The 22,812-nt window shown below is 60.4% G+C and carries 27 protein-coding genes; 14 read left to right on the top strand and 13 right to left on the bottom strand.

The genetic code is table 11. From position 1 onward, the window contains the following. Positions 1-185: 185 nt before the first annotated feature. The gene (tyrS, locus tag ATO7_RS16160; RefSeq protein WP_083563445.1) at positions 186-1,397 is read right to left on the bottom strand and encodes a tyrosine--tRNA ligase; all 1,212 of its coding nucleotides are present in this window, start codon (positions 1,395-1,397) and stop codon (positions 186-188) included. Between the two features lie 158 nt (positions 1,398-1,555). On the opposite strand from tyrS, the gene ATO7_RS16155 reads away from it, so the two are divergent. Further along, on the top strand, positions 1,556-3,055 hold the full coding sequence (locus tag ATO7_RS16155; protein ID WP_158523247.1) for an OapA family protein: 1,500 nt from the start codon (positions 1,556-1,558) through the stop codon (positions 3,053-3,055). Here ATO7_RS16155 and erpA read toward each other — a convergent pair. Genes erpA through argC form a run of 3 tightly spaced genes read right to left on the bottom strand, consistent with a single transcriptional unit; the run spans position 3,052 to position 5,146 of the window. Next, entirely contained in the window at positions 3,052-3,387 is a 336-nt protein-coding gene (gene erpA / locus ATO7_RS16150; RefSeq protein WP_083563443.1) for an iron-sulfur cluster insertion protein ErpA, read from the bottom strand. The two genes, ATO7_RS16155 and erpA, sit on opposite strands and share 4 nt — an antisense overlap. After that, positions 3,384-4,112, bottom strand: a complete 729-nt coding sequence (locus tag ATO7_RS16145; protein WP_083563442.1) for a DUF6776 family protein — start codon at positions 4,110-4,112, stop codon at positions 3,384-3,386. Before ATO7_RS16145 ends, erpA begins: the two co-directional genes overlap by 4 nt. Beyond that, positions 4,109-5,146: an N-acetyl-gamma-glutamyl-phosphate reductase gene (argC, locus tag ATO7_RS16140; RefSeq protein ID WP_083563441.1), complete on the bottom strand. Its 1,038-nt coding sequence runs from the start codon at positions 5,144-5,146 to the stop codon at positions 4,109-4,111. The genes ATO7_RS16145 and argC overlap by 4 nt, the downstream gene beginning before the upstream one ends. A 79-nt stretch (positions 5,147-5,225) precedes the next feature. Here argC and ATO7_RS16135 point away from each other — a divergent pair, with 79 nt between their 5' ends. Both ATO7_RS16135 and hemJ read left to right on the top strand, forming a co-directional pair. Continuing rightward, a complete protein-coding gene (locus ATO7_RS16135; RefSeq protein WP_158523246.1) occupies positions 5,226-6,944 on the top strand; it encodes a chloride channel protein in 1,719 nt (572 codons plus the stop codon). A 4-nt stretch (positions 6,945-6,948) separates the two neighbouring features. Next, positions 6,949-7,371 (top strand): protoporphyrinogen oxidase HemJ, encoded by a 423-nt coding sequence (hemJ, locus tag ATO7_RS16130; protein ID WP_083563439.1) that lies wholly within the window; start codon positions 6,949-6,951, stop codon positions 7,369-7,371. Positions 7,372-7,436: 65 nt separating this feature from the next. Here hemJ and bfr read toward each other — a convergent pair whose 3' ends face one another. The 3 genes from bfr to ATO7_RS16115 all read right to left on the bottom strand — a co-directional run bounded on the left by bfr (position 7,437) and on the right by ATO7_RS16115 (position 8,809). Continuing rightward, positions 7,437-7,901 (bottom strand): bacterioferritin, encoded by a 465-nt coding sequence (gene bfr / locus ATO7_RS16125; protein WP_083563438.1) that lies wholly within the window; start codon positions 7,899-7,901, stop codon positions 7,437-7,439. A gap of 120 nt (positions 7,902-8,021) precedes the next feature. Next, positions 8,022-8,225: a (2Fe-2S)-binding protein gene (locus tag ATO7_RS16120; RefSeq protein WP_083563437.1), complete on the bottom strand. Its 204-nt coding sequence runs from the start codon at positions 8,223-8,225 to the stop codon at positions 8,022-8,024. Positions 8,226-8,323: 98 nt separating this feature from the next. Then, positions 8,324-8,809, bottom strand: a complete 486-nt coding sequence (locus tag ATO7_RS16115) for an RNA pyrophosphohydrolase (RefSeq protein ID WP_083563436.1) — start codon at positions 8,807-8,809, stop codon at positions 8,324-8,326. A 131-nt stretch (positions 8,810-8,940) separates the two neighbouring features. On the opposite strand from ATO7_RS16115, the gene ATO7_RS16110 reads away from it, so the two are divergent. Then, positions 8,941-9,591, top strand: a complete 651-nt coding sequence (locus tag ATO7_RS16110; RefSeq protein WP_083563456.1) for a histidinol-phosphatase — start codon at positions 8,941-8,943, stop codon at positions 9,589-9,591. A gap of 2 nt (positions 9,592-9,593) precedes the next feature. On the opposite strand, the gene ATO7_RS16105 is transcribed toward ATO7_RS16110, so the two are convergent. Continuing rightward, positions 9,594-10,373 (bottom strand): inositol monophosphatase family protein, encoded by a 780-nt coding sequence (locus ATO7_RS16105; RefSeq protein WP_083563435.1) that lies wholly within the window; start codon positions 10,371-10,373, stop codon positions 9,594-9,596. 53 nt (positions 10,374-10,426) lie between these two features. Beyond that, positions 10,427-11,014, bottom strand: a complete 588-nt coding sequence (locus tag ATO7_RS16100) for a histidine phosphatase family protein (RefSeq protein ID WP_146680406.1) — start codon at positions 11,012-11,014, stop codon at positions 10,427-10,429. Between the two features lie 65 nt (positions 11,015-11,079). On the opposite strand from ATO7_RS16100, the gene ATO7_RS16095 reads away from it, so the two are divergent. The 5 genes from ATO7_RS16095 (at position 11,080) to ATO7_RS16075 (ending at position 15,521) form a co-directional block, all read left to right on the top strand. Then, on the top strand, positions 11,080-12,012 hold the full coding sequence (locus ATO7_RS16095; RefSeq protein WP_206044961.1) for an ArsR/SmtB family transcription factor: 933 nt from the start codon (positions 11,080-11,082) through the stop codon (positions 12,010-12,012). Continuing rightward, positions 12,012-12,914 (top strand): bile acid:sodium symporter family protein, encoded by a 903-nt coding sequence (locus tag ATO7_RS16090; protein ID WP_083563433.1) that lies wholly within the window; start codon positions 12,012-12,014, stop codon positions 12,912-12,914. Before ATO7_RS16095 ends, ATO7_RS16090 begins: the two co-directional genes overlap by 1 nt. An 84-nt stretch (positions 12,915-12,998) precedes the next feature. After that, positions 12,999-14,666, top strand: a complete 1,668-nt coding sequence (locus tag ATO7_RS16085; RefSeq protein WP_083563432.1) for a trypsin-like serine peptidase — start codon at positions 12,999-13,001, stop codon at positions 14,664-14,666. Beyond that, on the top strand, positions 14,645-15,061 hold the full coding sequence (locus tag ATO7_RS16080) for a GNAT family N-acetyltransferase (protein ID WP_083563431.1): 417 nt from the start codon (positions 14,645-14,647) through the stop codon (positions 15,059-15,061). Before ATO7_RS16085 ends, ATO7_RS16080 begins: the two co-directional genes overlap by 22 nt. 10 nt (positions 15,062-15,071) lie before the next feature. Then, a complete protein-coding gene (locus ATO7_RS16075; protein ID WP_083563430.1) occupies positions 15,072-15,521 on the top strand; it encodes an RDD family protein in 450 nt (149 codons plus the stop codon). Between the two features lie 3 nt (positions 15,522-15,524). On the opposite strand, the gene ATO7_RS16070 is transcribed toward ATO7_RS16075, so the two are convergent. Next, complete coding sequence (locus tag ATO7_RS16070) at positions 15,525-16,367, bottom strand: DNA/RNA non-specific endonuclease (protein WP_158523245.1); 843 nt, start codon at positions 16,365-16,367, stop codon at positions 15,525-15,527. 98 nt (positions 16,368-16,465) lie between these two features. Then, positions 16,466-17,092, bottom strand: a complete 627-nt coding sequence (locus tag ATO7_RS16065; RefSeq protein WP_083563428.1) for a hypothetical protein — start codon at positions 17,090-17,092, stop codon at positions 16,466-16,468. Between the two features lie 151 nt (positions 17,093-17,243). Here ATO7_RS16065 and ATO7_RS16060 point away from each other — a divergent pair, with 151 nt between their 5' ends. Both ATO7_RS16060 and fdxA read left to right on the top strand, forming a co-directional pair. Then, the gene (locus ATO7_RS16060; RefSeq protein WP_083563427.1) at positions 17,244-17,804 is read left to right on the top strand and encodes an NUDIX hydrolase; all 561 of its coding nucleotides are present in this window, start codon (positions 17,244-17,246) and stop codon (positions 17,802-17,804) included. Between the two features lie 57 nt (positions 17,805-17,861). Continuing rightward, positions 17,862-18,185, top strand: coding sequence for a ferredoxin FdxA (gene fdxA / locus ATO7_RS16055; RefSeq protein ID WP_083563426.1), 324 nt, complete (start codon positions 17,862-17,864; stop codon positions 18,183-18,185). 37 nt (positions 18,186-18,222) lie between these two features. On the opposite strand, the gene ATO7_RS16050 is transcribed toward fdxA, so the two are convergent. Then, positions 18,223-18,558 (bottom strand): PhoD-like phosphatase N-terminal domain-containing protein, encoded by a 336-nt coding sequence (locus ATO7_RS16050; protein ID WP_083563425.1) that lies wholly within the window; start codon positions 18,556-18,558, stop codon positions 18,223-18,225. 94 nt (positions 18,559-18,652) lie between these two features. Here ATO7_RS16050 and ATO7_RS16045 point away from each other — a divergent pair, with 94 nt between their 5' ends. Genes ATO7_RS16045 through ATO7_RS16035 form a run of 3 tightly spaced genes read left to right on the top strand, consistent with a single transcriptional unit; the run spans position 18,653 to position 21,782 of the window. After that, complete coding sequence (locus tag ATO7_RS16045) at positions 18,653-19,450, top strand: PhzF family phenazine biosynthesis protein (RefSeq protein ID WP_083563424.1); 798 nt, start codon at positions 18,653-18,655, stop codon at positions 19,448-19,450. A 27-nt stretch (positions 19,451-19,477) separates the two neighbouring features. Beyond that, the gene (locus ATO7_RS16040) at positions 19,478-20,125 is read left to right on the top strand and encodes a 2-hydroxychromene-2-carboxylate isomerase (protein ID WP_083563423.1); all 648 of its coding nucleotides are present in this window, start codon (positions 19,478-19,480) and stop codon (positions 20,123-20,125) included. A gap of 43 nt (positions 20,126-20,168) precedes the next feature. After that, positions 20,169-21,782: a long-chain-fatty-acid--CoA ligase gene (locus ATO7_RS16035; protein ID WP_083563422.1), complete on the top strand. Its 1,614-nt coding sequence runs from the start codon at positions 20,169-20,171 to the stop codon at positions 21,780-21,782. Here ATO7_RS16035 and truD read toward each other — a convergent pair whose 3' ends face one another. Next, entirely contained in the window at positions 21,783-22,790 is a 1,008-nt protein-coding gene (gene truD / locus ATO7_RS16030; RefSeq protein ID WP_083563421.1) for a tRNA pseudouridine(13) synthase TruD, read from the bottom strand. Positions 22,791-22,812: the final 22 nt, after the last annotated feature.

Raw genomic sequence — 22,812 nt, 5'->3', positions numbered from 1 at the left:
AGGAGCACCCGCACAAATTACTTGCTTGATTTTTAAAGAACTTTTGACGTCTCACCCTGCTCATGTGAAGCAGGCTGCTCGTCAAGGGAGGCGTATGATACACGCCCCCTCTGAGGCGTCAACTGTTTGTTTCATTTTTTTTTCAGCCTCATGCAAATCAAAGGCTTAGCTCGCGCCGAGCGGCATCAAACCAAATGACCGCGCGCAATGCGCCGCTTACCCACCTGCAATAAAACGCTCCGCCCGGGCAAGAACACCTGCTTGGGGTCGGTCACCCGCTCCTGATCAAGTTTAACCGCGCCCTGCTTGAGCATACGCATCGCCTCAGAGGTGCTGGACACCAAGCCCATGGCGCGCAAAAGGTGGGCCAACCCCATACCCTCACTATCTACAGCGATCTCAATTTCATCGATGTCTTCGGGCAACTCGCCCTGGGCAAAACGGCGATCAAATGCCTGGCGAGCTTGCACACCCGCATCTGGGCCATGAAAGCGCGCGGTAATTTCTTCCGACAAGTCCATCTTGGCCTGCTTGGGGTGCAAACTGCCATCGTTCACCGCAGCCCGTCGTCGCTCTACCTCATCCAGAGATTCAAAGCTCAACAGTTCGTAGTAACGCCACATGAGGTCGTCGGATATCGACATCAACTTGCCAAACATCTCATCCGGCGGCTCATTGATACCGATGTAATTGCCCAATGACTTCGACATCTTCTGGACACCATCAAGCCCCTCCAGAATCGGCATGGTGATCACCACCTGCTGGGCCTGACCAGCCTGCCCCTGCAGATGGCGCCCCACCAGCAAATTGAATTTCTGGTCCGTGCCGCCCAGCTCAATATCGGCTTTGAGCGCGACCGAGTCCTGCCCCTGCATCAGCGGGTACAGGAACTCGTGGATTGCGATGGGCTGGCCAGCTTTGTAGCGTTTATCGAAGTCGTCGCGCTCCAGCATGCGAGCCACCGTGAACTGAGCTGCCAGCTTGATGGTGTCGCTGGCACTCATACTGCCCAGCCACTTGGAGTTGAACTCGATGCGCGTCTTATCGCGATCCAGGACCTTATATATCTGCTCGGCGTAGGTGCGAGCGTTGGCCTGCACCTGTTCTTCTGTCAGCGGCTTGCGCGTTACATTCTTGCCGGTGGGATCACCGATACGCCCGGTGAAATCCCCGATCAGGAACACCACATCGTGGCCACGCTCCTGAAACTGACGCATTTTGTTGAGCAACACAGTGTGCCCGAGATGAAGATCTGGCGCGGTCGGGTCAAAACCAGCCTTAACAACCAGGGAACGATTCTCCTTGGCCGCCGTCTTTAATAATGCGTGCAGGCCACTTTCCGGAATCAGTTCCGCAACACCGCGGGCAAGTTCGGCCACTGCCGTTTCCAAATTCATTCGTCAGCTTTTATCTATGGTTAGGGCGATTTGTTTCCATCGCGCTGAAGCAACCGGCTGTATCTCTATGAAAACACTAGCCTCAGGCGATACCTTCAAGTATGCTGCAGTCCCAATACCTGCATATGGGTACACATGGGTATTGGGGGCGAGCAGTAATGAAATCTGACTATATTGTAACGGAGCCCGACACTCCGGCCTCGGCGCGACTCGCGCCCAAGCTGGCCATCGGCGCAGGTCTTTTTGCTTTAGCATTCTATCTGGCTGGCGATCGCAACGACGAGCCCGCGCCAGAAGCGCTTGCGAGCGCAACATCCGCCCAGGATGACATCGCCCTCGTCCCGCGCACTCATGAAGCACGTTCGCTGCTCGACGATATCGCCCCCATCTCAAGTGCGCAGGCCGCAATCGCGCCCCCTAGCGCAGCCCTTGAAGACACCGAACGCAGCAACGCCGCACTCCTGGATCTCGCAGCGCAACCACCCGCCGCCCCACTAGAGCCCCAGGACGAAGCGCAGCTTGTTCGGCTTGAAAGCCGCGAACTGGTCGTGCGAAACGGCGATTCACTGTCGATATTATTTGACCGCAACGGGCTCAAACCCATCGACTGGATGGCGCTCGCCAAGCTAGACGGTGATGCCAAACGTCTGTTGCGCTTGCGCCCTGGCGATAAGCTAATGCTGGGGCTGGATGATGAGCAGCGCGTGGCCGCACTGGACATGCGCATCAATGACACCAAAACCTTGCGCATTCGCCGTGATGAAGACGGCCAATACGAGCAATCTCTGCTGGTTGATGATCTCAGTGTCCGCGAGGTCGCCGTCGAAGGGGTTATCGAAAACTCATTGTTCCTCTCGGCCAAATCTGCGGGGCTGTCTGATCGGCTCACCATGGAGCTGACCGATATTTTTGCCTGGGATGTCGACTTCGCCCTGGATATCCGCGCCGGCGATCGGTTTCGCGTGATTTACGAAGAGCTTTACCGCGACGGCAAGCTGCTCAAAGAGGGCAACATACTTGCGGCTGAATTCACCAACCGCGGGCAGGCCTTGCGTGCCGTGCGTTACATCGACAGCGATGAGCGCGCCGCCTACTACGCCCCGGATGGCAAACCGATGAAAAAAGCGTTTCTGCGCTCACCGGTTGATTTCACCCGCATCAGCTCGCGCTTCTCAATGGGGCGCAAACACCCGATCCTCAACACGATTCGCGCCCACAAGGGCGTGGACTATGCGGCCCCACGCGGCACCCCGATCAAAGCCGCAGGCGCCGGTAAAGTCGTCTTCGCAGGCAACAAAGGCGGCTACGGACGCGTTGTCATCCTGCAGCACGCTGGCAAGTACCAAACGCTATACGCACACCTCAACGCGTTCCGCCGAGGCATTCGTAAAGGAGTTAGCGTCAGCCAGGGTGACACGATCGCCTATGTCGGCATGTCCGGACTGGCGACCGGACCGCATTTGCATTACGAATTTCTGGTTGGCGGCAAACACGTCGACCCGCTGCGGGTCAAACTGCCCAGCGCACCACCGATTGCCAAAGCCGAAATGGAGCGCTTTCAGGGCCAAACTGCAACACTGCTAGCCAAGCTTGATGACTTTGCGCCAACCAACAGCGCATTGGTGGCCAGCGCCAGCGAGAACGTCTCTCAGCCTTAGACAGAGAAAGACGAGCCGCAGCCGCAGGTGGTTGTCGCATTGGGGTTGCGGATCACAAACTGCGCCCCGTTGACGTCATCCTTGTAGTCAATTTCAGCACCTTCAAGATACTGGTAGCTCATGGGGTCAATCAGCAGAGAAACCCCCTGCTTTTCGACCCGCGTATCGCCTTCGCCCTGATTTTCATCGAAGGTGAAACCGTACTGAAAGCCTGAACAGCCCCCACCAGAAACGAAGACACGCAGCTTCAGATTGGGGTTTCCCTCATCTTCCATCAAGGCTTTGACTTTCAGCGCGGCGGAATCTGTGAATACGAGAAGATTTTCGCTCATGGGTTGCTCTCTTCAGCGGCCTCGGGCTTGAGAATTTCCGCCCAGACAAAGGTTTGGCTGACCGGTTTCAGCCCTCGCTCTTCAGGTATGGCCTCGGCGACCAATCTCAAGGGCCGATAATCAGACGGGAGGCGAAACTGGCCAAATACCTCGACATAATAGCGAAACTCATACAAAGCCGGCGTTTTCTCACCGAGCGCGATGTCACGCAGCGGCAAAGCCAGCATCACGTCTTTCTTCAGCCCTTCCAGATGCAACTTCAGCATGCCCTTGGCATCTGATGACTGCCGTACTGGCTGCAGCAAGGTCAGACGAAACTGATAGTCGCGCCCATACAGCGGCATGATCTCTGCCTTGTGTATACGCACACCCGCCAGATTTTGTTCGGGTGCCACGATACCGCGGTAAAACGCGAGCTGTTCATTCAGCTTGCCAACCTCGGCAACCTGCTCGCTGAGACTGTCGCGCAACTCGAAACAGGCTTCCTGCTCGACGATAACCGACTGCTTCACGTAGGCCAGCTCTTCGCTGAGCTGACGGCGCTGACGCTGCAATGCGCTGAGCTGAGCCGGGCAGTCGGCACCAACCAACTCTTCAGGCACGGCATCATCAAATGATTCCGGCATGACGCCGTAGGTGAGCAAACCACCCGCGACCGCCCCGGCCAGCGCGACGGTCGCGTAACGCAGCAGACGTGCGCGACGCCCGGGACTGGATACCGTCACGGCAGCATCGCCGGCGCGTTGAGGCCAACGGCCTGATCCAGACCAAACATGATGTTCATGCACTGGATGGCTTGAGCCGAGGAACCGCGTGCCAAATTGTCGATAACGCTGAACACCACGGCAGTATCGCCGCGCTGTGTTACCGCAAGACGTGCCATGTTGGAACCACGCACGCTGCGCGTCTGCGGATGGCTACCGGGCGGCATCACGTCGACAAACGGAGCGTCTGCATAAGCCGCCTCAAACAGCGCCTGAAGGTCGGCCTGTTGATCCACCAGCGGCGCATAAATGCTGGCCTCAATGCCGCGCACCTGCGGGGTCAGATGCGGCTGGAACAGGCACTGCACTGGCGTCCCGGCCATCTCGCTCAAGATCTGGTCGATCTCCGGCTGATGGCGATGCCCGGCACTGGCGTACGGCGCAAAACTGTCCGCCGTCTCACAGAACAGCATCCCCAACTTGGCCTGCCGACCGGCACCGGAGACACCCGACTTGGCGTCAGCAATGATCCCGCGAGATGCAACAACACCGGCTTTAAGCAGCGGCATCAGGGCCAGCTCAACCGCAGTCGGGTAACACCCCGGGCAGGCCACCAGGCGCGCCTGAGCCAGCGATGCGGCATTGAGCTCAGGCAAACCATACACCGCTTCATCGAGGTACTCGGGCGCTGTATGAGTTTGACCGTACCACTGCTCCCACACCGCCTGATCACGCAAGCGAAAGTCTGCCGACAGGTCGATAACGCGCGCGTCACGACGCAGCAACTCGGCCACACCGGACATCGCCGCGCCATGCGGGGTGGCGAAAAACACCACATCGGACTGTTGCGCCAGCGCTTCCATGTCAGGCTCGCTGAAGGACAGTGCATAATGTCCCCGCAGATTGGGGAACACGTCTGCAACCGGTCGACCGGATTCTTGTCGCGAGGTCACGGCCACCACTTCGGCTTGCGGATGCACCGCAAGCAGACGCAGCAACTCGGCACCGGTGTAACCGGTTCCACCCACGATCGCGACACGCAATTGGTCAGACATAAACTTCAAGGTCGGGAAAACTCGTCAGATTAGCATGGGTACAGGGATGAAAGGATGGCGTTGGACCTCTCCCCTGCGAATGATGTTCCCCGTCACCGCGCAACCGGGCATTCTCGCGCTGTCCTTGCTGGGCTGCGTCTGCGGCCTGCTGGCCGGGCTGGCGATTTCCGCATTGCACCACCTGATCGACTTCGCCCGCTGGCTGTTTGAGCAGCCCGGCGTATTCAGCATGCAAAGCCTGCCGCAGCTGCCGACGCAATTCTGGGCCAGCATACTCGGCGCGCTGCTGGTCGGGCTGATTTTCCAGTTCGTCAAGGCGCGCCATCGCCACACCGGCCTGGTACATATTGTTGAACGCCTCATGCACCACCAGGGACAGCTGCCCACTCGCAACGCCTGGGCCAATTTTCTGGGCACCGTAATCGCAGCCGGCTCCGGTCAAGTGGTTGGTCGAGAAGGGGCGGCCATGCATCTGGGCGCCTCGGGCGGGAGCATGATCGGCAAATACCTGGAGCTACCCCACAGCACGGTGCGCGCGCTGGTCGGCTGCGGCGCCGCTGCCGGCATTTCGGCATCGTTCAACACCCCTCTGGCCGGCGTGATTTTCACCATGGAAGTGATCATCATGGAATACTCGGTGCTGGGCCTGGCACCGACCATTGTCGCCGCGGTCAGCGCCAATGCCGTGGCTCATCTGTGGCTCACCGCACACCCCACACTCAGTGTCAGCGTGGCCGAGATCGAATCGCTCAGCCAGCTGCCCATCCTGCTCGCCGTCGGCGCCACGCTGGGCCTGATCGCAACCTACTATCAACGCGCCATTGCCTGGCTGACAGTCCGCGCCAGGGACATCCCGACCTGGATCAATATGAGCGCGACAGGCCTGATCACGGCGCTTTTTGCCATGGCTTTACCGCTGACCAGCGTGGATGGTTTCATCAACATCAATCAGGCGCTGGCCGGCGACATGCCGCTGTCGACCTCACTGATACTCGGCGGCATCGTCCTGATCTGCTCCAGCCTGGCCATTGCCACCGCAATTCCGGGCGGCATCATCATGCCCTGCATGCTGGTGGGTGCCTGCCTGGGCAGCGCGCTGGGGCACCTCAGCGCCCAGGCCACCGGCCTGCCTGCCGAGCAGGTCGCTCTGTTTGCCCTGCTCGGCCTAGGTGCGATGTTCGGCGCCGTACTGCAAGCACCGCTGACCGCGCTGATCGTGATTCTGGAACTGTCCGGCCGCACCGACATGGTCTTCGCCGCCATGATCACCGTCATTACGGCCGTGCTGGTCTGCCGCGAGACCAACCACGGCGAATCGATCGTCTCGCTGCTGCTCAAGAACCGCGGGCTCGATTACCGCAACGACCCGGTGTCACGCTCTTTGCGCCGGCTCAGTGTGATACCCACGATGAACCGCAATTTTGCGGTCAGCGAAGAAAGCCTGACACTGGATCAGGCCCGCGATCTTCTGCGCGGAAAACCGGATTGGCTATTGGTACGGCCCGAAAAATCACCCGCTTTTGTCATTGGTGCAGCCGATGTTCAATACGCCGTGACGGTGGCCAGCGAGGAGGACGACGATAACGAGGAGCCGCGCCTGATCAACCTGGCCAAGATTCCCGGCGATCGCCGCCAATGCGCCCCGGTGCCGCTGCGCGCCTCGCTGCAGGAGGCCAGCGAAACCTTTGACAGCAGCGGGGTGGAAGCCCTGTATGTCGAACGCACCACACGCAACGACCCGACCGTGATTTACGGCATTCTCACCCGCAAGGCCATCGACAAGGCCTACAGGACCTGACCCCATGCTCTGGATCAAAGCCTTTCACATCATCTTTGTCGTCACCTGGTTTGCCGGCCTGTTTTATCTGCCGCGTCTGTTTGTGTACCACGCGGATACCCAGGACACGCTCAGCGATGAGCGCTTCAAGATCATGGAACGCAGACTCATGATCATGACCCACATCGGCGGCGCGCTGAGCCTGCTGTTCGGAATCTGGCTGCTGGCCGGCTGGCGCATGGGCCTGCTGACCGGCAGCGGCTGGTTTCATGCCAAGCTGACCTTAGTGGCGCTGCTGTTGGTTTATCACCACCTGTGCAGCCGCTTCGTCAAAACCTTCCGCGACAACCGCAACACCCGCAGCGCAAAGTTCTACCGCCTGTTCAACGAAGCGCCATCGGTTCTGCTCATTGCCATCGTGCTGCTGGCGGTGGTCAAGCCGTTCTAGCAGAGCGGGCATAAAAAAGCCGCGCGAGTTCAGCACTGGCGCGGCTTGCAGCCCTCTGGGCTGAATTACATCTGGCTTTGCAGGTAATTCTGGATCCCGACCTTGCCCAGCACATCAAGCTGAGTTTCCAGCCAGTCGATGTGCTCTTCTTCACTTTCCTGAATGCGCACAAAAATCTCGCGCGTGACGTAGTCACCCACCGACTCGCAATAGCCAATCGCTTCCTTGTACATCGGGTGTGCATCCAGCTCCAGCGCCAGATCGGCACGTAGGCACTCCTCCACATCTTCACCGATGCGCAGGCGCCCCAGATCCTGAAGGTTGGGCAGGCCATCCAGCATCAGGATGCGCTCGATCAGCGCATCCGCATGCTTCATCTCATCGATGGATTCTTCGTATTCATGCTTGGCCAGGGTCTCGAAACCCCAGTTCTTGTACATCCGCGCATGAAGAAAATACTGATTGATCGCGGTCAGCTCCGCTTTAAGCGCCTTGTTCAGGTGCTCGATAACCTTGGCGTCGCCTTTCATGACTCAACCCACCCTGCAATTGAACAGGCCGCAAGGCTAGCAGACCAGCCCCACGATATCAATGTAAATAACTGATTTTAGGGTGATTTTTATTAGTAGCGCAAATCAGATCGATTCGCATCAGGCAACGCGTTCAGCGCTCGCCATAGGCACATGACGGGCCAGCGCCTCGTTCAGGCGGGACTTGGCTTCAGGCAGACATTTGCCGCAGCAGGTGCCGGCACGGGTGGCCATGCACAAGCCCTTGATACTGCGCACGCCATCCTCGGCGACCGCCTGTTCGATGCGCCGCTCATTCACGGCATGGCAAACACAGATATACATGGGGCGTATAACACCCCAAATGCGAATCGTTGTCAATAGCGTTCGACAAATATTCTCATTGCGATTATCAATCGCTTCCCCGCCGGGACCTCGCGGACTCAGGCACAGGCCTGATCTCCCAGCAGGGGCTCCAGCTGGCGCAAGGCACGGCGATAAACCGAACGCTTGAAGAAGATCACATCGTTGGGCGGATACCAGTAGTCAACCCAGCGCCAGGAATCGAATTCCGGCTTGTCGCAAGCCGCAAAGTGCACGCTGGATTCATCACACACCATGCGCAGCAAAAACCATTTCTGTTTCTGGCCTATGCACAAGGGTTTCTTGTTTCGGCGGATATAGCGCAGCGGCAAACGGTAGCGCAGCCAGCCTTGAGTACAGCCCATCACCTCAACATCGTGTTGCTTCAGGCCAAGCTCTTCGTGCAGCTCCCGGTACAGGGCGTCTTCGGGGCTTTCGCCGCGTTGAATGCCACCTTGCGGAAACTGCCAGGCATCCTGACCCACACGTTTGGCCCACAACACCTGCTTGTTGGGCCCGAGCACCACGATGCCGACGTTAGGACGAAAACCATCAGCGTCGATCATCGGTGGAAAAATATTTTGAACTGGGTCCATTCTTCCACAAGCCCGGCACAAGTCCAAACCGGCGCGAACAGGCGATGCAGATGTCACAAAGCCAAGGCAGAATAGCCCGCTCATTTGCTGCAGCGCAGATCATGGAACTGGCACTTTTCGACCTCGACAACACCTTGCTGGCAGGCGACAGCGACTACAGCTGGGGCCGTTTTCTGGTCGACAAGGGGGTGGTCGATGGCGCCACCTACGACGCGCAGAACCAGCAGTTCTACGAGGACTACAAGGCCGGCGAGCTGGATATTCGCGCATTCGCCCGTTTCAGCCTCGGCCGCCTGGGCCAGTTCGAGATGGCGCAGCTCGAGGCCTGGCGCGCCGAATTCGTCAGCGCTGTGGTTGAGCCGATGATTGCCCCGGGCGCGCGCGCTCTTCTCGACCAGCATCGCCAGGTCGGCCGCGAACTGGTCATCATCACCGCCACCAACAGCTTCATCACGCGCCCGATCGCCGATGTGCTCGGGGTTGAGCACCTGCTCGGCACCGATGGGGAAATTGTCGCCGGGCGCTTCACCGGTGAGATCGACGGCATCCCCTGCTTCCAGGGCGGCAAAATCGAAAAGCTGCAGGTCTGGCTGCAGCAACGCCCTGCCCCCAGCGAGACCTGGTTCTACAGCGATTCAATCAACGATGCGCCGCTGCTGGAATGGGCCGATCATGCTTTTGCTGTCGACCCCTGCCCCAAACTCAGCGCACTGGCCAAACGCCAGGGCTGGCCAGAGATCAGCCTGCGCTGAATTCAGCCGACTCCGCAACCACTGAAACGGCCCAGCAAGTCCGCGTGCAGGGCCGCGTTGGCAGCGACCACCGAAGTGGTTTCCAGCCCCACATCCTGACCGCGCAGATCGCAGATCACGCCGCCGGCCTCGCGCAAAATCACGGTATTGGCGGCAATATCGAGAATATTGACGTCTGACTCGACCACCGCATCAATGCGCCCGGCCGAGAGCAGGTGGTAGTGATAGAAATCGCCGTAGCCACGAATCCTGTGCACCTGGCCAATCAGCTCACCCAGTGCCGACCATGCCGCCGGCTCGCGTGTCAGACTGGCGATGTTGCCGGTCGACAGGGTGGCCTTGGGCCAGTTGTCGATAGCACTGACCTTGAGCGCCTCATCATTGAGAAACGCACCACGCCCCTTCTCGGCCCAGGCCAGCTCATCAAACAGCGGCGCTGAAGACACCCCCAGCACCAGCTCACCGTCACGCATCAGGGCGATCTGGGTGGAAATGAACGGGTAGCCGCGCACGAAGCTCTTGGTGCCGTCCAGTGGATCGATCAGCCAGATGGCTTCGGCATCCATGTCGTACTGACCCGTTTCCTCGCCGAAAAAGCCGTAGCTGGGGCAAGCCGCATCCAGAATTTCGCGGATCCGGTGCTCGCACGCCACATCCACCTCGGTGACGGGGCTAGCGTCGGCTTTGATGGTGACGTCGAAGTTCTTGCGGTAGGCACCGCGAATGATCTCGCCGGCGGCGCGTGCCGCATCCAGAGCGGCTGTCAGTTCCTTGCTGTGCACGGGGCTGTTTCCTGTGGAGCGGCGCGCATCATAACAAGGCGCGGCACTAGCGCTCAGGTGTTATGGCTGAGCAAGCGACTGAAACCGGCCCGCTCGACGTGGTGCAATCCACTCAAGCAGGCATACGGCACATCCAGCGTGAACATGCGCTGCAGCGGCATGCCCAGCACATGCGCCAGCAGCGCACGGATGACACCGCCGTGCGTCACGATCAGCACATGCTGCCCGGACGCCTCTGCCAGCACGCGCTGATAGGCCTCGACAACCCGCGCTTGCAAGACATCACCCGCCTCACCTTGCGGCGGCGCGCAGTTGACCGGGTCGCGATAAAACGCACTGATCGCCTGCGCCTCACGCGCGAAGACCTCTTCACGCAACTGCCCTTCCCACTGGCCAAAACTCATTTCCCGCCAGTCCGGATCAACGCTCAGCGGAATCTCAAGACGCACGCTCAGCTCCTCGGCAAAAGCCCGGCAACGCTGCAAAGGCGAACTGACGATACGCTGCCAGGGCGCCGCCGCGCGCTCCGCCGAAGCGCGCATCTGCTGCCAACCAGCATCGCTCAGCGCCACATCGGTGGCGCCGCGAAAAATCTCCCCGCCCTGGCATTCGCCATGACGCAATACATCCAGTCGAATCAAGGTCTTGTCCTGTGCCGCTCGTGCGTGTGGCAGACTGCTGTTTTTTGAGTCGGCAACATACCCGCATGAGCATGGACATCACCGAAAGCGCCGCAGTCTGCCGCATTCTGGCCGATGCGACACGCCAGCGCCTGCTCCTGCTGCTGGAGGCTGAAGAACTCAGCGTAGCCGAACTCACCGACATCACCGGACTGGCGCAGAGCCGCGTGTCGACTCATCTGGGCAAGCTGCGCGATACCGGGATGGTGCAGGATCGGCGCCAGGGCACCACCGTGTTCTATTCGGCCACCGCGCACAGCGGCACCATCGGACGCCTGTGGCAAGCCCTGCGCCAGGACATTTCCAGCGAACAGATCAACAGCGACCGCGAGCGCATGGCCGAAGTGCTGCGTCGGCGCAACCCAGGCCTGACCTGGGCTGAGTCGGTTGCCGGCCACATGGAGCTGCATTACTCCCCGGGGCGCACCTGGCAGGCCACCGCGCATGCCTTGCTGCCGCTGCTGGCCTTTGGCGATGTGCTGGACATTGCCGCTGGCGACGGCATGCTGGCCGCCCTGCTGGCACCGCGCAGCCGCTCAATCACCTGCGTGGATTTCAGCGCAACGCTGGTTGAAGCCGGCACCCAGCGCCTGCAGGATTTTGCCCAGGCGCGCTATCTGCAAGGCGACATGCACAACCTGCCTCTGCCGGACAACGGTTTCGACACCGTCTTTCTGCTCCACGCCCTGACCTACAGCGCACAACCTGCCCAGGTGCTGAGCGAACTGGCCCGGGTGATGCGCCCGGGGGCGCGCGCGATCATTTCAACGCTGGCCCGGCATACCCACGAAGCCACCGTGGCGGCGTTCGATCACGTCAATCTGGGCTTCGAGCCGGCTGCGCTTAGCCAGCTGATCGAAGAGGCCGGGCTCATCAGCGAGCAGTGCGATGTCAGCCTGCGCGAATCGCAACCGCCGTATTTCGGCGTGATCACCGCCGTTGCAAGCAAACCGCAGTGATGCAGGAGATCACGCTCAACTTCTCGCCACAGAGCCTGACGCTGCTCAACGTTGTGCTTGGCGTGGTCATGTTCGGGATTGCAATTGATCTGCGCGTGGCTGATTTTAAGCGCGTGCTGCAGTTACCACGGGCTGTCTTTGCCGGGCTGTGTGCGCAATTTCTGGCCTTGCCAGCGGCAACCTTTGTGCTTATCCAGATCCTGCGCCCGGCACCGGAATTCGCCCTCGGCATGCTGCTGGTGTCGAGCTGCCCTGGCGGCAATATCTCCAACTTCGTCACCCATATCTCGCGCGGCAACTCGGCCCTGTCCGTGACCATGACGGCGGTCTCGTCGCTCGCTGCCATCGTCATGACGCCGCTGAATTTTGCATTCTGGGGGCAGCTGGACAGCCAGCTCGCGCCGCTGCTTCAAAGCGTGTCCCTGCAGTTCAGCGACATGCTGATCATGGTCTGCATCATGCTCGGCGCCCCACTGGCACTGGGCATGTGGCTGGCTGCGCGCTACCCAGGCTTCACCGCCTATCTGCGCACGCCCTTGCGCTGGTTCTCGTTTGCCGCCTTCTTCGGTTTCGTGCTGGCCGCCGCCGCCAACAATCTGGATGCCTTCCGCCAATACCTCAGCCTGGTCCTGGGCCTGGTGGTTCTGCACAACCTGATCGCTTTTGGCTGCGGCTACCTGCTGGCCCGCCTGGTCCGCCTGCCGGATGCAGACACCCGCGCCGTGACGGTGGAGGTCGGCATCCAGAATTCGGGGCTGGGCCTGATTCTCATCTTCAACTTCTTTGGCGGGCTCGGCGGCATGGCCTTGATCGCAGCGTGCTGGGGCATCTGGCACATCATTGCCGGCAGCGTGCTGGCCAGCTTTTGGTCACGCCGACCTCTACACGGCACGCACACCTGAGGCACACTGGGTGATTCCGGATACTTTCAACCGCGCCAAACGTGTTGAATCAGTATCGCCAATCAATCATTGGAGATTGACCGGATGAACCTGCCTGTTCGCCACCTGATTCTGAGCGCGCTGCTGCTGGCCACACCGGCCAGCCAGGCCGCCGACAGCCCGTGGCTCTCGCGCCTGCTGCTGAACACACTGTCCACGCTGGATCTCACCAGCCCCGGACCGACCCACGCCGCGGCACCATCCAGCGCGCTGGACTATGCCCGAGCTGGCGATGTCGACCTGAACAGCACGCAGCATGGGCAGTGGCAGCAGGAGGCCGGCGAGGCTGTCTGGCGACTCAAACTGCGCAGCGAAGACGCCCTCAGCCTGAGCGTCACACTGAGCGATATGCAGTTGCCGGCGGGGGCCACGCTGAACCTCTACGATGGCGACGGCCAGCGCTGGCACGGCCCGCTAAGCACCGACGTTCTGACCCGCCATGCGCGCTTCTGGTCGCCCCTGGTGCCACGCAACGCACTGATCCTGGAGCTGCGCGTTGCGGCTTCGGAACAGCCCAACACGCAGCTGCGCGTGAGCCAGGTTCAGCATGGCTTTCGTGATTTCACATTGCTCAGCAAGTCCGGCAGCTGCAACATCGACGTGGCCTGCAGTCAGGCCGACAGCTGGACCGATGCCGTGCGGGCCAGCGCGCGCATTACGCTGGGCGGCCAGCGTCTGTGCAGCGCCGTGCTGCTTAACAACACCCAACAAAACGGCGACCCGCTGCTGCTCACCGCGCGTCATTGTGGGGTTAGCGCGAATGGTGAGTTCGCCCCCAGCTCGGTGGTGGTGTACTGGAACTTCGAAACCAGCCGCTGCGGCGGCTCGCCAGATGGCAACCTGCGCCAGAACCAGACCGGCGCCAGCCTGCTGGCCGACGATGCCGCAACCGACTTCACCCTGCTGCGTCTCAACCAGCAACCGGCAACCAACTATCAGGTCTATTACGCCGGCTGGGATGCACGCGGACTGGCCCCGACCAGCGGCGCAAGCGTGCATCATCCGGGCGGTGACGAAAAACGCATCAGCCTGTTCAATCAGGCTGCCGCACCACGCAACGCCAATGTTGATGGGCAGTCAGTGCAGAGTTGGCAGGTGTTCTGGAGTCAGGGCGTCACCGAACCCGGCTCGTCGGGCGCCGGCCTGTGGGATGCACAGCATCGCGTAGTCGGCCAGCTTTCAGGCGGCAACTCATCCTGCTCCAGCCCGGATGGCGCTGACGTCTACGGCCGACTCGACGTCTCATGGGACAACAACAGCGCTGCAGCTCGGCAGCTGCGCGCCTGGCTCGACCCCGCAGGCACCGGCCAGCTCACATTGGACGGACTGGACCCAAGCACCAATACACTGCGTGCGGCCAATGACAGCTTCACCAGCGTGCCAGACGACAGCGCACAACTGCTGCTCGACGTCCTCAGCAACGATGCAGGCCAACAGCCACTGCGTTTGCTCAGCGCACGCGCCGCAAACGGCCAGGTCCGCGTCCAGGGCCAGCAACTACTTTACGACTTTGGCCCCGGCCATAACGCAGATCAGGTCGAATACCAGGTGATCAACCGTTGGGGCGAGATCGACAGCGCAAATGTCACTCTGGAACGTCAGAGCAAGGCCCTCACGCCTCTACGCGGCGGACTTGTCGACGGCGGCGCACTGATGCTGCTCGGTGTGTTGGCGACCTGGCGTCGTCGGCGATGCTTACAGCGCAGCGCATAGACTGGGCCACACACGGCAATGCCTGCCTGGCAGTACGCCGGCAGGTGTTCGTGCAGGAGCAAGGCATCGCGCCCGCCGTGGAGTTTGATGGGCGTGACCCGGACTGTATCCACGTCTTGGCCCAGCATCACGATCAGGCCATCGGCACTGCGCGGATGTTGCCGGATGCCCACATCGGCCGCGTTGCCGTACTTGCACCTTGGCGCGGCCATGGCGTGGGCCGCCTGCTAATGGCAGCCTTGACCGAAGAAGCCCGCCTACGCGGCGAGTCAGCGGTACACTTGGCTTCGCAAGAGTCCGCCATCGACTTTTATCGTCGCCTGGGTTTTGTCGCACACGGCGATATGTACCTGGAAGCGGGCATTCCCCACCTCGATATGACATTGACCCTGTAGCGCCCAAGCCATGGCCGAACTGATTCAACCCGCGCCCTTCATGCGTCGCCTGGGCGCAGCTGTGTATGACTTCTTACTGCTGCTGGCGCTTTGGATCTGCGCCGGCTTCATTGCCGTACTCATCCATGACGGCGCCGCCGAGCCGGCTGGAAGTCGCGCATTTCAGAGCGTATTGCTAGCCATTTCCATACTCTTCAACAGCTGGTTCTGGACCCACGGCGGACAAACCCTGGGCATGCGCGCATGGCGCCTGCAGGTGCGCAAGGAAGACGGCGGTACGGTGAGCTGGCCGCGTGCTGGCCTACGCTTTCTGTTCGCCATTCCAGCCTGGGGCCTGTGCGGCCTCGGCGTGTTCTGGGCCATCCCCCATCCACAGAACAAAACCTGGCAGGACCTCTTGAGCGGCACCGAAACCGTGCTGCTGCCTGCACCCCGGCCGGATCAGAAAATCCCGGACTGAGACTCAGTAGCGTGGCGCCCGGCGGGCATGACGTGAGAAATCCCAGGCCTGGGCATTCACGCCCGCTTCCAGAACCGCTTCCTGCTCATCATCCAGGCGGTGGAAAAAATCCAGGCCGGTGGCCTGCTCAATCGCATCCACGCTGACCAGAAAACCGTCCAGCGGCTCATAACCGCTGACCGTTTGCGGAACCAGAAAGGCCAACACCCGCAACCGGCCATCGCGATCACGCCGCAACCAGATGCGGAAGAAGCCGTCGGGAATGGCCACACCGCTGGGCAAGCGCTCATCCTCGGCCGTAAACACCGGCCCCATCACAACGTACAGCGGCACTTCCGAAGCGGCGTATACATCGGCTTCGAGCTCCTCCAGGCGCTGCCACAGCTTCTGATTCAGCGCACCGCGCTGAGGCACGATGTTGCTCATGCGAAAACTCGCCCGCTGGGCGTCACGACCATGAAAGCGGGACATTGCATAGTTCGGCGCCATATGCCCGCGGTTAAAGCCACTGTGACTGTAATCTTCCGCATTGACGCGGCTGAACGTTCGGGCATCAACAGCAAACCGCCCGGGCCGGTCGGCGTAGGGCCCATCAACCCGCTGGGTCAAGCGGTAGGCCACCCACAATGGATTGCGCCAATACTCCGAATAACCGAGCACAAACCCCGGCGGGTCAAGCACCTGAAAGCCATGCGGCATCCAAGGCAGCAAGGCCATATCCTGGGAGCGCGGCAAGCCGGCAAAGCTGTCGGGATGTTCACGCACACCATTGAACAGGGTCCAGCCCACCCACAGCATCGGCAACGCCAGCAAGGGCAACGGCAGTACGCGTAGCAGTTGTCGCATTAAAATTCCCGGCCGTATCTGCCTAACTTGCATCATAAAAAAGGCGGCCCGAGGCCGCCTTTTTTACGTGGAAGAGCCGGCCACAGACCGGCTTCCCTTTAAAAATCCAAACCGAATTGAATACCAGCGTTATAGCCGCGCACGTTGGCATCGCCGGACGGGCTGTAAACCATGAAGCCCAAGCCCACACCCAGCCCCGCAATGAGCGAATCAGGATCGGTCAACATCTCTCCCAGACGCAGCTGCAGATTCATACCAAACGCGGCACGCTCCTCAGACATGCTGGCAACCTGAAAATCACCGTTGTCATCGAGATAGGCGACGTTGGCATCAACAGCCGCGAAGCCCACCGGAAAGAGCACATCAAGCCAGTCAAACGGCTGTGCCCGGACATTCACGAAAACCCCGTAGTAACTGTCGATCTCAGCACTCTCGTTGCCTTCCAGACCATCGCTATCGACGCTGCCCTGAACTTCGATCGAGAAATCTTCGCTCAGCCACATGCCGGCGCGGACACGGACGCTGTTGCCATCCCCATCTTCGCGCACGGTCCGCCCGTTGTTACCCGGAATCGGCTCCGGATTGGCCGGCGGAATCACTCGAGTGATCGAGACTTCATGCATGACGTAATCAGCGCCGGCATACACCGACCACGCTCCATCCTGCGCCTGCGCAGCAAATCCCAGCATGCTTGCAGCCACCACGGCGGCACTTTGTTTAATCATTGGCTCCCCTCAATTTATTTGCCTTGCGAGCTGGCCCCGTCGGGCTGCTAAACTCGCATCAACGCATCGTCCCGCGAGTGCGCAGATACGTGAATCATTACTGAAAATCGCGCGCTATGCCACCCCCGGCACGCAACACAGGCACCAAATCATGAAGTATTGCGCCGAGTGCGGCGGCACGGTGGAACACCGTATTCCAGAGGGCGATCACCTGCCCCGGTTCATCTGCCCGTCGTGCCACACAATTCACTACCAAAACCCGCGCGTGATCACCGGTTGTCTGCCCATCTGGCAAGACAAGGTGTTGATGTGCAAACGCGCGATTGAGCCACGCTACGGCTACTGGACCTTGCCGGCCGGTTTTCTCGAAATCGGCGAGACGGTGGCTCAGGGTGCCGCCCGTGAAACCATGGAGGAAGCGCGCGCACGGGTCGAGGTCAGACAGCTGTTCAGCTTTATCAATGTGACCTACATCGGGCAGATTTACACGCTGTATCTGGCCGAGCTGCTGGATCTGGACTTCGGCCCAGGCCCTGAGAGCCTGGAGGTCGAACTCATGAGCGAAGACCAGATACCGTGGGACAACCTCGCCTTCCCGACCGTGAAACTCAGCCTACAGGACTATTTCTCGGACCGGAAAACAGGTCAGTATAGGCTGCATACGCATGATCTCACGACGCCGCCGTGGCGCCCCGGAAAGTCTAAAGGCTGACGGCGCGACGGCAGTTCAGTAAAATTTCCCGATTTCAGAATTCACGCCGGAGCGCACATGGCTTTTGTCGTCACCGAAAACTGCATCAAGTGCAAATACACCGACTGCGTCGAAGTTTGTCCTGTGGACTGCTTCCACGAAGGCCCGAACTTTTTGGTGATTGATCCCGAAGAGTGCATCGACTGCACGCTGTGCGAACCCGAATGTCCGGCCGAGGCCATTTTTGCCGAGGACGACCTGCCCGAAGATCAGGCTCACTTCCTGGAACTCAACGAGGCGCTGTCCAAGGCCTGGCCGGTGATTCGCGAGCAGAAAGATCCGCCTGCTGATGCCGCTGAATGGGATGGCAAGCCCGGCAAGCTGGAACTGCTCGAGCAGTAAGCACAACAGCGCCGGGCCTCGTGCCCGGCGTTATGCTTTAGGCGGCGCGGTGTGTATCGCGCTGCATGGCCGTGATGAAGCGCCCTTCCGGGGAACTGTTCACGCCATCGAGGAAACGATAGCGGTAAGCCCGCCCCGGGGTCAGCCCCATCACCGGAATTCGCACTTCCGGCTCACCATCGGCCTTGACCAGACACAGGCCATAGCGAACCGGATCAACCGCATCCTGTTCGAAGACTTCCCAAATCAGGCTGCGCCCCGTGAGCGCGCCATCGTCGAAGCGCGCTGCAATCAGCGCTGCATCCTGGCTTACATAAGGTACGCTGAGTTCCAAGGCCGCAGGCGCATTGGCGGCGACTTGTAATTGATCCATAGTTTTCATCGTTTCACTTTCTCTCGTCTTTTATATGCGCCGTGGATTTTGTCCCCGACGTGTGAACGTTTGATGTCATATCGGACAAGCAACAATGACGCCAGTTCCTATCTATCAGATCGACGCTTTCACTCAGCGTGTATTTGGCGGCAATCCGGCCGCCCTGGTGCCCCTTGAATCCTGGCTACCGGACGCTCAACTGCAAAGCATCTCAGCAGAAAACAACTTGTCAGAGACGGTGTTCTTGGTGCGCAGCGAAGGTACCGATGCCGATTTCGCGATGCGCTGGTTCACCCCGACCCATGAAGTGGAACTGTGTGGACATGCCACACTGGCCAGTGCGTGGTGGTTATTTCATCACGGAGGCTGGGCCGCAGAAAGCGTGACTTTCGACACACAAAGCGGCGTACTGAGCGCGCAACGTTATGGCTCACAAGTCGAGATTGACCTACCCAGCCGCCCGTCCGAACCGGATATGAGCGCACGTGACGAACTCGCCGCTGCACTCGGTTGCGCCCCCACTGAAGTGCGGCGCGGCGCCAACTGGATTGCCGTGTTTGACGATGAAAGCAGCGTACGCACCCTCAACCCCGACTTTCGCGCACTGGCGGCATTGCACCCGTTGGGCGTTATCGTGACCGCACCAGGCGAGCAGGTCGATATCGTGTCACGTTATTTCGCGCCGTCATTCGGTATCGACGAAGACCCGGTCACCGGATCAGCACATGCCGATCTCGCACCCTACTGGAGCGCACGACTGAACAAAGACCAGCTCAGCGCGCGCCAACTGTCGGCACGCGGCGGTGAACTCGAACTGCATTTCGACGCGCAGCGCGTGAAGTTACGCGGTGATTGCCGATTGTTTCTTCGCGGTGAAATACTGCTGCCCTAATTTGGTACCGCGCGGGGAGCACACCATATGGCCAGCGTTGATTTCTGGTTCGACTACATTTCGCACAATGCTTATCTGGCTTGGCATGGGCTGAAACCCATCGCCGATGCCCACAATCTGGCGATCATCCCGCAACCCGTGGTCTTCGCCGGGCTGCTGAATCACTATGGCGGCAAGGGCCCGGCCGAACTGCCGGCCAAGTCGCAATGGATGCTCAAGAACGTGCTGCGCAAAGCACGCCAGCTCGACCTCACGCTGCGCCCACCGGCCAGCCATCCGTTCAACCCTTTGCTCAGCCTGCGCGCCACGTTGGCGATCGACGATGTCGCTACGCGCACGCGTTTCATCGACAGCATGTTCCATGCGGTGTGGGCAGAAAGCCGCGACCCAAGCGCCGCTCAAACCATCAACGACTGCGCCACGCAGGCCGGCTGCGACGGTGAACACATTCTGGCCCAGGCCAATGACCCGGACATCAAGGATGCACTTCACAATCAAACGCGTGAGGCGATACGCCGCAAGGTGTTTGGCGTACCCAGTATTTTGATAGGTGACGAATTGTTCTGGGGCTACGATGATCTGGTCTTCATGCGCCAGCACCTTGAAGGCAGCGATCCGCTGGACACCAACGATTTGCAGCAATGGCAACGTGTGCGGCCATCGGCCCGGCGCTGAGACCAGACCCCAAACTCACAATAGTTAAATCGGAGGAGACACCATGCTCGGTCAGATGATGAATGTACCGTTGACCATCAGCACCCTGATTCGCCACGCCGCACGCAATCATCCGCATGCGGAGATCGTGTCGGTGACCGGCGACAACCCGCGCCATCGCACCACCATGGGCGATGCCCTGCAGCGCTCTGCCCAGCTTGCCAATGCGCTGGTCGGCTTGGGCATCAAGCCCGGCGATCGGGTGGCAACTCTGGCCTGGAATGATTACCGGCACTTCGAGGCTTACTTCGGTGTATCCGGAATGGGCGCCGTGCTGCACACCATCAACCCGCGCCTGTTCCCGGAGCAGATTGCCTACATCATCAATCATGCCGAAGATCGCGTGCTGATGATTGACCCGATGTTTATGCCATTGATCGCTGCGATCCGCGGCGAACTCAAAACGCTGGAAAAAATTGTCGTGCTGGCGCCGGCCGACTCCTCACTGGATGATGGCCTCGTCAGTTATGACGCCCTGCTGCAGGGCCAGCCAAGCACATTCGATTGGCCGCAACTCGACGAGAACGCCGCCAGCTCCATCTGTTACACCTCCGGCACCACCGGCAACCCCAAAGGGGTGGTCTATTCGCACCGCTCAACCGTGCTGCACGCAATGGCGGCGGTCGCCGCCGATGCACTGGCTTTGTCGGTGCGCGATGCGGTCCTGCCGGTCGTACCGATGTTCCACGTCAATGCCTGGGGCATCCCCTATGCCGCAGCCATGTGCGGCTGCAAGCTGGTCTTCCCCGGCCCCAAAATGGGCGACGGCGAAACCCTGCAGGACCTGATCGAGTCGGAAAACGTCACGCTGGCCGCCGGGGTTCCCACAGTGTGGCTGGGCCTGCTGCAGTATCTGGAAAAATCCGGCAAATCTCTGCCGTCATTGGAGCGCACCGTGGTCGGCGGTTCGGCCTGCCCGATCTCCATCATGCAGGCCTTCAAAGACAAGTACGACGTCGACACCCTGCACGCCTGGGGCATGACCGAAATGAGCCCAGTGGGCACCGTTAACGTGCCCAAACGCGATGCCGACAACCTCAGCCGCGACGATTACTGGAAACTCAAAGCCAAGCAAGGCCGCGCGGTCTACGGCGTTGAAATGAAAATCGTCAACGACGACGGCGTCGAACAACCCTGGGATGGTAAATCGGTCGGCAACCTCAAGGTGCGCGGCCCGTGGATCTGCTCTGAGTACTACAAGCTTCCCGGCAACGACGCACACGATGCGGACGGCTGGTTCTCGACCGGCGATGTGGCCTCGATCGATGCCGATGGCTTCATGCAAATCACCGACCGGACCAAGGACGTGATCAAATCCGGCGGCGAGTGGATCAGCTCGATCGAGCTGGAGAATGCCGCGCTGGGCCACCCCGCCGTAGCCGAAGCGGCGGTTATCGGCATCGCCCATCCCAAGTGGGACGAGCGCCCGCTGCTGATCATCGTGGCCAAGGATCAAGCCCCCAGCAAAGACGATGTGCTGGAATACCTGTCAGACAAAGTCGCCAAGTGGTGGCTACCGGATGACATTGCCTTTGTGGACGAAATCCCCAAAACCGCCACGGGCAAGATCCAGAAGCTAACCCTGCGCGAGCAATTTGCCGACTTCAGCTTCGGCTGATCAACCTTCCCAAACAGCCACTTCACGCAGCAGTGTCGTGGCGTAACAGCCTGCGGGCAGCTCGAAACTGACCCGCAGGCTGTCATCTTCCAGCCATTGCCAAGCCAAACCTGAAGGTTTGACCCGCAAAGGCCTGCGATCCTGTTTCAGCCCTGCACGCTCCAGGCCGTCGCACAAGGCTTTATCGGCATCAGCAATACGCTGCTCCAGCTGCGCCGCCCCGCCTGTGCTGGGCAGGGCCCCGCGCCCCCACAACGGCCCTGACGGATGCACATCACCCTGAGCAAGTCGGGCGCTCTGATCCTCGCCATCAGCCACAAACCAGCTGTGCGAGGCATCCAGGCAGTAAACTTCACCATCCAGAGCCTGGCACCAGTTGCCACCCGCCACCCGTTGGGCGAGCACCGCGTTGAACAGATGAGAGCGTGCCGCCGAGGTCAGCACACTGCGCAGGTGGCGCGGCACGCGTGCACCCGCAAACATGGCCCGCGCCTTGTCCAGATTGTCGCCATCGCGACCGAAGCGCTGTTCACCGAAATAGTTGGGTACGCCGTGCGTGAGTAAAGACTGCAACCGCTGCTCAGCCGCAGCGCGCTCGCCCTCAACCCCACGCAGGGTGATGCCAAAACGGTTGCCGCGCAGCGCGCCGCGACGCAGTTTGCGATCGTGCCGCGACTCAGCCACAACCTCTACGCCGTCAATCCCGAGCTGCGTCCAGTCCGGCGCATCACGCCCCGGCATCTGTACGGTGAACACCTGAGTGGTCACCGCATGGCGATCCTTGAGCCCGGCGTAACCAACGGCCATCGGCGCAACACCCGCAAAACGGGCCAGCTGACGGGCCAGCCATTCGGTGTTGTTGGATTGCTTGCGAACCACCAACCAGACATGTTCGCCGTGGCCCGCAGGCTCAAAACCGAGGTTTTCATCAACCACGAAGTCAGACGCCTGCTGGCGCAGCACGCCTCGCAAGACGGGACCACCATGAGCGTAGGGCAATGCATTCATGCGCACACACCGCAGAAATGAA

Source organism: Oceanococcus atlanticus, from assembly GCF_002088235.1.
GTDB classification, from domain to species: domain Bacteria; phylum Pseudomonadota; class Gammaproteobacteria; order Nevskiales; family Oceanococcaceae; genus Oceanococcus; species Oceanococcus atlanticus.
This window is presented reverse-complemented; position numbering and strand designations above follow the sequence as displayed.

Coding starts and splice junctions, on each gene's coding strand:
- tyrS (WP_083563445.1), bottom strand. CDS start 1,397: ATGAATTTGGAAACGGCAGTGGCCGAACTTGCCCGCGGTGTTGCGGAA.
- ATO7_RS16155 (WP_158523247.1), top strand. CDS start 1,556: ATGAAATCTGACTATATTGTAACGGAGCCCGACACTCCGGCCTCGGCG.
- erpA (WP_083563443.1), bottom strand. CDS start 3,387: ATGAGCGAAAATCTTCTCGTATTCACAGATTCCGCCGCGCTGAAAGTC.
- argC (WP_083563441.1), bottom strand. CDS start 5,146: ATGTCTGACCAATTGCGTGTCGCGATCGTGGGTGGAACCGGTTACACC.
- ATO7_RS16135 (WP_158523246.1), top strand. CDS start 5,226: ATGATGTTCCCCGTCACCGCGCAACCGGGCATTCTCGCGCTGTCCTTG.
- hemJ (WP_083563439.1), top strand. CDS start 6,949: ATGCTCTGGATCAAAGCCTTTCACATCATCTTTGTCGTCACCTGGTTT.
- bfr (WP_083563438.1), bottom strand. CDS start 7,901: ATGAAAGGCGACGCCAAGGTTATCGAGCACCTGAACAAGGCGCTTAAA.
- ATO7_RS16120 (WP_083563437.1), bottom strand. CDS start 8,225: ATGTATATCTGTGTTTGCCATGCCGTGAATGAGCGGCGCATCGAACAG.
- ATO7_RS16115 (WP_083563436.1), bottom strand. CDS start 8,809: ATGATCGACGCTGATGGTTTTCGTCCTAACGTCGGCATCGTGGTGCTC.
- ATO7_RS16110 (WP_083563456.1), top strand. CDS start 8,941: ATGGAACTGGCACTTTTCGACCTCGACAACACCTTGCTGGCAGGCGAC.
- ATO7_RS16095 (WP_206044961.1), top strand. CDS start 11,080: ATGAGCATGGACATCACCGAAAGCGCCGCAGTCTGCCGCATTCTGGCC.
- ATO7_RS16090 (WP_083563433.1), top strand. CDS start 12,012: ATGCAGGAGATCACGCTCAACTTCTCGCCACAGAGCCTGACGCTGCTC.
- ATO7_RS16085 (WP_083563432.1), top strand. CDS start 12,999: ATGAACCTGCCTGTTCGCCACCTGATTCTGAGCGCGCTGCTGCTGGCC.
- ATO7_RS16080 (WP_083563431.1), top strand. CDS start 14,645: ATGCTTACAGCGCAGCGCATAGACTGGGCCACACACGGCAATGCCTGC.
- ATO7_RS16075 (WP_083563430.1), top strand. CDS start 15,072: ATGGCCGAACTGATTCAACCCGCGCCCTTCATGCGTCGCCTGGGCGCA.
- ATO7_RS16070 (WP_158523245.1), bottom strand. CDS start 16,367: ATGCGACAACTGCTACGCGTACTGCCGTTGCCCTTGCTGGCGTTGCCG.
- ATO7_RS16065 (WP_083563428.1), bottom strand. CDS start 17,092: ATGATTAAACAAAGTGCCGCCGTGGTGGCTGCAAGCATGCTGGGATTT.
- ATO7_RS16060 (WP_083563427.1), top strand. CDS start 17,244: ATGAAGTATTGCGCCGAGTGCGGCGGCACGGTGGAACACCGTATTCCA.
- fdxA (WP_083563426.1), top strand. CDS start 17,862: ATGGCTTTTGTCGTCACCGAAAACTGCATCAAGTGCAAATACACCGAC.
- ATO7_RS16050 (WP_083563425.1), bottom strand. CDS start 18,558: ATGGATCAATTACAAGTCGCCGCCAATGCGCCTGCGGCCTTGGAACTC.
- ATO7_RS16045 (WP_083563424.1), top strand. CDS start 18,653: ATGACGCCAGTTCCTATCTATCAGATCGACGCTTTCACTCAGCGTGTA.
- ATO7_RS16040 (WP_083563423.1), top strand. CDS start 19,478: ATGGCCAGCGTTGATTTCTGGTTCGACTACATTTCGCACAATGCTTAT.
- ATO7_RS16035 (WP_083563422.1), top strand. CDS start 20,169: ATGCTCGGTCAGATGATGAATGTACCGTTGACCATCAGCACCCTGATT.
- truD (WP_083563421.1), bottom strand. CDS start 22,790: ATGAATGCATTGCCCTACGCTCATGGTGGTCCCGTCTTGCGAGGCGTG.